Origin of the sequence: Buttiauxella warmboldiae, assembly GCF_003818135.1 — a bacterium.
GTDB classification, from domain to species: domain Bacteria; phylum Pseudomonadota; class Gammaproteobacteria; order Enterobacterales; family Enterobacteriaceae; genus Buttiauxella; species Buttiauxella warmboldiae.
The window spans coordinates 1-630 of the sequence record NZ_RPOH01000118.1 but is presented as its reverse complement, the minus strand read 5'-3'; the positions used below and the strand labels follow the sequence as shown (position 1 = coordinate 630).

At 65.1% G+C, this 630-nt stretch carries 1 protein-coding gene; it reads right to left on the bottom strand.

Features of this window, described 5'->3' with window-relative positions:
• Nucleotides 1-630 (bottom strand): Ig-like domain-containing protein (locus tag EHN07_RS20225; RefSeq protein WP_167467341.1); only part of this gene is annotated, 630 nt, incomplete at both ends.

Genomic DNA, 630 nt, shown 5'->3' with positions numbered 1-630 from the left:
GCCCAGCGAGCCGTCTGTCGTTCGACTTCCACCGTCCCCGTGAAGGTATTACCGTTTACCGTCAGCGTCACCGTGTGGCCCCCATCACCGGCTTTCGCATCGCCGCTGACCGTGCCCGTGACCGGGGTGGTGGCTGCCGCACTTTCCGCGGCGTTAATCACATCATCCCCGGCAACCGGATGAATGCTGATCTCCACCGCTGCCTCCGTATCCACGCCGACCGCATGGTCAGCGCTGGCTGTGGCGGTGTTGCCCGCCGCATCGGTGGTGGTGATGGTGGCGTGCACCGTCTGGCCGCTCACCAGATCGGTGGTAGTGACCGGAATACGGTAGCCCAGCGAGCCGTCGTGTTGAACTTCCACCGTCCCCGTGAAGGTATTACCGTTCACCGTCAGCGTCACCGTGTCACCGGCTTTCGCATCACCGCTGACCGTGCCCGTGACCGGGGTGGTGGCTGCCGCACTTTCCGCGGCGTTAATCACATCATCTCCGGCAACCGGATGAATGCTGATCTCCGCCGCTGCCGCCGTATCCACGCCGACCGCATGGTCGGCGCTGGCTGTGGCGGTGTTGCCCGCCGCATCGGTGGTGGTGATGGTGGCCTGCACCTTCTGGCCGCTCACCAGATCG